This is a genomic window from Amaricoccus sp., from assembly GCF_017995835.1.
Taxonomy (GTDB): Bacteria; Pseudomonadota; Alphaproteobacteria; order Rhodobacterales; family Rhodobacteraceae; genus Amaricoccus.
On sequence record NZ_JAGOID010000132.1, the window covers coordinates 1 to 6499 of the forward strand.

A 6499-nucleotide genomic window follows, 5' to 3' on the forward strand; every position below is an offset into this window, starting at 1 on the left:
ACAGCTACGACGCCATCGTCGACGTCTGCTGCGAAGCCTGGAACGCGCTTCTCGCAACCCCCGAGCGCGTCGCATCAATCACCTCACGCCAGTGGGCGCAGGTCAGCGGATGATGCCGTTGGTATGAGACCGCTGGCGCCACACCCAGCGGCCTCCGCGACCCGAGCGCAACCGCCTAGTCCTTGGGGGCCGCCGACTCCGGCAGCATCGGGAACGCCTGCCGCAGCGCGCGCTCGCCCTTGATCTCGCGCATCTTGCCCTCCATCACGTTTGCCGGATTGAAAGACGGCGGGAACGACCGCGGCGGGAACTCGTCGAAGGTCGCCGCGAACTGGAAGACCTCGTCCATCACCCCGTACATGCTGCCGACGTGGTTGAGCTGCCAGTCCCAGAAGGTGTTCGAGGTGATGTCGGCTCGCTCGTAGGGATCCTGCATCAGGTTGAAGATCTTCTGGAGCCTGAGCGTTGTGAAGGGCTCGGCCCAGACTTGCATCGTGCCCTGGGCGCGCTGCTCGGAGAAGACGTACTTGTAGTCGCCATCGCGCATGGCGACCAGCAGGCCGTCGTCGTCGGAATAGAAGAACTGGCTGCGCGCGCTCGTCGCGTCGTTGGCGGTCCCGACGGTGCCGCTGACCGCTTCGAGGAACGCCGACTGGTCGTAGCCGTCGAGGTGCACCTTGTAGTCGATGCCGTTCAGCGTCGTGCCGGCGGCGAGCTGCTCGACGATGTCGGGGTTGCCGCCGATCGCCGCCAACGTCGGGATCCAGTCGTTGTGGCTCATGATCTGGTTGGTGACGGTTCCCGGGTCGATGTGGCCCGGCCAGCGCACCAGCATCGGCACCCGGAAGGCGCCCTCCCAGTTGGTGTTCTTCTCGGAGCGGAAGGGCGTCATCGCCCCGTCCGGCCAGGTGTTCATGTGCGGACCGTTGTCGGAAGTGTAGACGACGATCGTATTGTCGGCGACGCCCATCTCGTCGAGCGCGTCGAGGATCGAGCCGATCGTCTCGTCGTGCTCGATCATGCCGTCGATGTATTCGCTGTCGCCATGGGTGTAGCGGCCGCGATGCTCGGGGCGGACATGGGTGCGCAGGTGCATCCGGGTCGAGTTGAACCAGACGAAGAATGGCTGGTCAGCCTCGACCTGGCGCCGCATGTAGTCGATCGCCGCGGCCGAGGTCTCGTCGTCGATGGTCTCCATGCGCTTCTTGGTGAGCGCGCCGGTGTCCTCGATGGTCTGCTTGCCGACCTTGCCGAAGCGGGGATCGACGGTCGGGTCGTCGACGTCCGTGGCAGTGGTCTTCAGCACCCCGCGCGGCCCGAACTTCGCCAGATACGCCGGATCCTTCGGATAGTCCGGAAGCTCCGGCTCCTCCTCGGCGTTCAGGTGGTAGAGGTTGCCGAAGAACTCGTCGAAGCCGTTGACGGTGGGCAGCGACTCGTTGCGGTCGCCGACGTGGTTCTTGCCGAACTGGCCGGTGGCGTAGCCGAGGCTCTGCATCACCCCGCCGATCGAGGGGTCGAGCTGGCTCATCCCCATCGGCGCGCCGGGAAAGCCGACCTTGGTCAGGCCGGTGCGGATGCCATGCTGGCCGGTGCGGATGCCATGCTGGCCGGTGAGGAAGGCGGCGCGGCCGGCGGTGCAGCTCTGCTCGCCGTAGTACTGGAGGAAGCGGACGCCCTCCTCGCCGATGCGGTCGATGTTGGGGGTGGTGTAGCCCATCACCCCGTCCGAGTAGGCGCTGACGTTGGCGATGCCGATGTCGTCGCCGAAGATCACCAGGATGTTCGGCTTCGCCTCCTGTGCGCTGGCGATGGAAGCTCCAAGCGCGCTGCCCGCAATCGTCGCGGCGCGAAGCCATGCTCGCAACTGCATCTCGATACCCCCCCAGACCTTTCGGTTCCAAGGGGAGGATGGTGGCAGATTACTGGACTTCAGGGAAGCGCGCCGTCACACTCGCCGATAAATCCGATAAATGCTGGGAGGAACGGCCATGACCAGACGCCATATACTCGCGGGGCTGTCGGTTCTCGCGCTGGCCGCCGGCGGCGCGCTCGCGCCGGCCGGCGCGCAGGAGCAGGACGCGCGCAAGGACGCGGCCGACGCGACGAAACAGGCGAACGCCGCGCTCTTGCAGGCGCTGCCGTTCGACGACACGACCGACTTCGAGAACGCGCACAAGGGCTTCGTCGCGGCGCTGCCCGCCGAGGTCATCCAGGGCGACGCCGGCAACGTGATCTGGGATCCGGGCAAGTACGGGTTCATCAAGGAGGGCGACCCCGCCCCCGACACGGTGAACCCGAGCCTCTGGCGGAACTCGCAGCTCATCAACGTCTCGGGCCTCTTCGAGGTGACGGACGGCATCTATCAGGTGCGCAACCTCGACCTGTCGAACATGACGATCATCGAGGGGACCGAGGGCGTCACCGTCGTCGATCCGCTGATCTCGGCGGAGACGGCGAAGGCGGGGATGGACCTCTATTTCGCCAACCGCGGCGAGAAGCCGGTGAAGGCGGTGATCTACACCCACAGCCACGTCGACCACTACGGCGGCGTGCGCGGCGTGGTCAGCGAGGAGGACGTCGCCTCGGGCGCCGTGAAGATCTATGCGCCCGACGGGTTCCTCGAGGCGGCGGTGGCCGAGAACGTCATGGCCGGCAACGCCATGAGCCGGCGGGCGAGCTACATGTACGGCAACCTGCTGCCGCCGGACCCGAAGGGCCAGATCGGCGCCGGGCTCGGCACCACGACCTCGGCCGGGACGGTGACGCTGATCCCGCCGACCGACATCATCACCGAGACCGGGCAGAAGGAGGTGATCGACGGGCTGACCTACGAGTTCCTGATGGCGCCGGGCTCCGAGGCGCCCTCCGAGATGCTGTGGTTCATCGAGGAGAAGAAGGCGATGGAGGCGGCGGAGGACGCCACCCACACGCTGCACAACACCTATTCGCTGCGCGGCGCCAAGATCCGCGAGCCGCTGCCGTGGTCGAAGTACCTGAACGAGGCGCTGACCATGTGGGGCGACAAGGCCGAGGTGGTCTTCGCCCAGCACCACTGGCCGACCTGGGGCAACGACAACGTGCGCGAGCTCTTGGAGAAGCAGCGCGACCTCTATCGCTTCATCAACGACGAGACCCTGCGCAAGCTCAACCAGGGCGAGACGATGCGGGAGATCGCCGAGGATTTCACCCTGCCGGACAGCCTCGGGCATTTCTGGGCCAATCGCGGCTACTACGGGTCGATCTACCACGACGTGGCGGCGACCTACGTGCTCTATCTCGGCTGGTTCGACGGCAACCCGGCGACGCTGCACGAGCTGCCGCCGGTGGAGGCCAGCGTGAAGTACGTCGAGTTCATGGGCGGCGCCGACAAGGTGCTGGAGCAGGCGCGAGCCTCCTACGACGCCGGCGACTTCCGCTGGGTGGCGCAGGTCGTCCACCACGTCGTCTTCGCCGATCCCGACAACCAGGCGGCGAAGGACCTCGAGGCGGATGCGCTGGAGCAGCTCGGCTACCAGGCCGAGAGCGGGCCGTGGCGGAACTTCTACCTGAGCGGGGCGCAGGAGCTGCGGAATGGTGTCGCCGAACTCCCGACGCCGAACGCGGCGAGCCCCGACACCATCCGGGCGATGAGCCTCGACCTGTTCTTCGACTATCTCGGGGTGCGGCTGAACGCGGAGAAGGCCGGGGAGGCGACGGCGCGGCTCAACTTCGACTTCTCCGACACCGGGGAGAAGGTGTTCGTGCAGCTGGAGAACGGGGTATTGAACCACACCGCCGGCATGCAGGCCGACGATGCGGACGTGACGCTGACGCTGAGCCGCGACACGCTGAACGGCATCATCCTCGGCGAGACGACGCTCGACGACGCCGTCGGCGGCGGCGACGTGACGCTGACCGGCGATCAGGCGAAGCTGACCGAGGTGGTGTCCTACCTCGACACCTTCCCGTTCTGGTTCAACATCGTGACGCCCTGAGCAGCGGAACGGCCGGGCGGCCCCGCCGCCCGGCGCGGCTACATGCCGATGTAGTTGTCCATGATGTCGAGGATCGCCGGGCCGATCAGGACGACGAAGAGCGCGGGCAGGATGAACAGCATCATCGGCACCGTCATCGTCGCGGGCAGGCGGCCGGCCTTTTCCTCGGCGCGCATCATCCGCTCGGCGCGCTGCTCCTGGCTCAGAATCTTGAAGGCGCGCGCCAGCGGCGTGCCGTATTTCTCGGCCTGGATCAGCGTGTTGACGAAGGCGGAGACCGAGGGGAGCGGCGCGCGCTCGGCGAAGTTCTCGAGCGCCTGCCGGCGCTCGGGCATGAAGGAGAGCTCGAGCGCGGTCTGGCTCAGTTCCTCGCCGAGGACCGAGGCGCGGCGTCCGGTCTCGGCGACCACCCGCTTCAGCGCCGCGTCGGTCCCGAGCCCGGCCTCGGCGCAGATCACCAGCATGTCGAGCGCGTCGGGCAGCGCCTTGCGCACGCTCTCCAGCCGCTTGTTGCGGGCGTTCTTCAGCAAGAGGTCGGGCAGCTTCGAGCCGAGGAGCGCGCCCGCCATCACCGCGGCGAGGTCCACGCCCGCGCCCTTGCCGAACGGGTCGAGCCCGTAGACGTAGGCGGCGGTCGCGACCATGAAGACGAAGGGCGAGATCAGCTTGAAGAAGGTGTAGACGACGATCGCGTCGCGGCCGCGGTAGCCGGCGCTGACGAGGAGCCGGCGGGTGTCCTGGACCTGCCGGTCCTTCATGATCGAGACCCGCTGCGTCGAGCGGCGCATGACCTGGAGCGCCGCCACGCGCCAGGCCTCCGGTTCGGTCGAGCGCTGCCGCGCGCCGGCGCCGCGGGTGGAGCGGCCCCCGGCGGCGGCGCGCACGCGGCGCAGGCGCATCCGCCGCTCGATCAGCCAGTCCGCCAGCGCGGCGAGGGTGGCGAGGCCGCCGAGCGCGCCGGCGAGCAGCAGGACGACGACGGGGCTGGCGAGGACGTCCGCCGCCATGGCTCAGATCTCGAACTTGGTCATGCGCCACATCACGAAGGCGCCGGTGCAGATCGAGGCCATCGCCGCCGCCAGCATCACCTGCCCACGCGCATCGACGAAGAGCGGCAGCACGTATTCGGGGCTCATCACCGAGAGGAGCCCGAGCATCACGAAGGGCAGCGCGCCGATGATCATCGCGCTCGCCTTGGCCTCCGACGACACGGCCTTGATCTTCATCTTCATGTGCTCGCGCTTGCGCAGCAGGTCGGAGAGGTTGCCGAGCGCCTCGGCGAGACTGCCGCCGGTCTCGATCTGGATCGAGATGGAGACGGCGAGGAAGTCCATCTCGGGCTTGTTGATGACGCGCGCCACCCGCCAGAGCGCGGCCTCGAGCGGCTCGCCGAGCTGCACGCGCTCGGAGATCGAGCGGAAATGCGGCCCCACGGGCGCGGGGCATTCCTGGCCGGCGACGCCGATGCACTCGATCACCGGCAGGCCGGAGCGGACGCCGCGGATGATGGTGTCGAGCGCCTCGGGGAGCTGGCGCATGAAGCGGTCGGCCAGCGCCTCGCCGCGGAAGTTCACGAAGGCGTTCACCGCCATCATGCCGAAGACGACGCCGGCGGGGGCGAGGAGCGGCAGCGGCGCCCCGGTCACGAGCCGCGCGACTCCCGCCGCGCCGGCGCCGACGACGAGCGAGGCGATGATGAACCCGCCCAGCGTCATCGACATGCCGGCGCGGCTGATGCTGGCGCGCAGGCGCGTGGCGTCGAGTACCGGCACGATCCGCCCGAGCGCCTCGCCGAGGCGGGTCAGGAGCGACGCCTCGTCCCCGGCGCGGGCGAGGCTCAGCCGCACGTCGTCGAGGTCGAGGCGGCCCGACATGCGCCGCCGGCCGACCCGGGCGAGCCGGTTGCGGTGCCGCCGCTGGGCGCGCAGCGCCAGCGACAGCGCGGCGAGGCCGGCGATGACGAAGACGAGGAGGCCGCCCGCGAGCGCCGCGACGGCGGCGAGGCTCACCCCCGGCATCCCATCGCCTCCAGCAGCCGGTTGCCGAGCCCGAAATATTCCGCCCGCGGCATGAAGTTGGGGCGCAGGTTCGAGCACTCGAAGCGGCCGGCCAGCGTGCCGTCGGCGTTCTCGCCGTCGTAGACGTAGCGGAACAGCTCCTGCGTGGTGACGACGTCGCCCTCCATGCCGGTGATCTCGGTCACGCGGGTGATGCGGCGCTTGCCGTCGCGCATCCGGCTCACCTGCACGATCATGTGGACGGCGGACTGGATCTGCTCGCGCACCGCCTCGGCCGGCAGCTTGAAGCCCGACATGGCGACCATGTTCTCGAGCCGGGTCAGCGCGTCGCGCGGGGTGTTGGCGTGGATCGTGCCCATCGAGCCGTCGTGGCCGGTGTTCATCGCCTGGAGCATGTCGATCGCCTCCTCGCCGCGGATTTCGCCGACGATGATGCGGTCGGGCCGCATGCGGAGCGCGTTCTTGAGCAGGTGGCGGATGGTGATCTCGCCCTCACCCTCGATG

At 68.6% G+C, this 6499-nt stretch carries 5 protein-coding genes; 1 reads left to right on the forward strand and 4 read right to left on the reverse strand.

Features of this window, described 5'->3' with window-relative positions; all coding sequences use genetic code 11:
• Nucleotides 1-175: 175 nt before the first annotated feature.
• Nucleotides 176-1873, reverse strand: coding sequence for an arylsulfatase (locus tag KBA23_RS14930; protein ID WP_290742487.1), 1698 nt, complete (start codon nucleotides 1871-1873; stop codon nucleotides 176-178).
• 118 nt (nucleotides 1874-1991) lie between these two features.
• Here KBA23_RS14930 and KBA23_RS14935 point away from each other — a divergent pair, with 118 nt between their 5' ends.
• Entirely contained in the window at nucleotides 1992-3977 is a 1986-nt protein-coding gene (locus KBA23_RS14935) for an alkyl sulfatase dimerization domain-containing protein (protein WP_290742489.1), read from the forward strand.
• A 38-nt stretch (nucleotides 3978-4015) separates the two neighbouring features.
• Here KBA23_RS14935 and KBA23_RS14940 read toward each other — a convergent pair whose 3' ends face one another.
• The 3 genes from KBA23_RS14940 to KBA23_RS14950 all read right to left on the reverse strand — a co-directional run.
• Nucleotides 4016-4984, reverse strand: coding sequence for a type II secretion system F family protein (locus KBA23_RS14940; protein ID WP_290742491.1), 969 nt, complete (start codon nucleotides 4982-4984; stop codon nucleotides 4016-4018).
• 3 nt (nucleotides 4985-4987) lie between these two features.
• Nucleotides 4988-5995, reverse strand: a complete 1008-nt coding sequence (locus KBA23_RS14945; RefSeq protein ID WP_290742494.1) for a type II secretion system F family protein — start codon at nucleotides 5993-5995, stop codon at nucleotides 4988-4990.
• Nucleotides 5983-6499, reverse strand: a 517-nt coding sequence (locus tag KBA23_RS14950) for an ATPase, T2SS/T4P/T4SS family (protein ID WP_290742497.1), incomplete at its 5' end; no start/stop codon positions are given. The genes KBA23_RS14950 and KBA23_RS14945, both read right to left, overlap by 13 nt.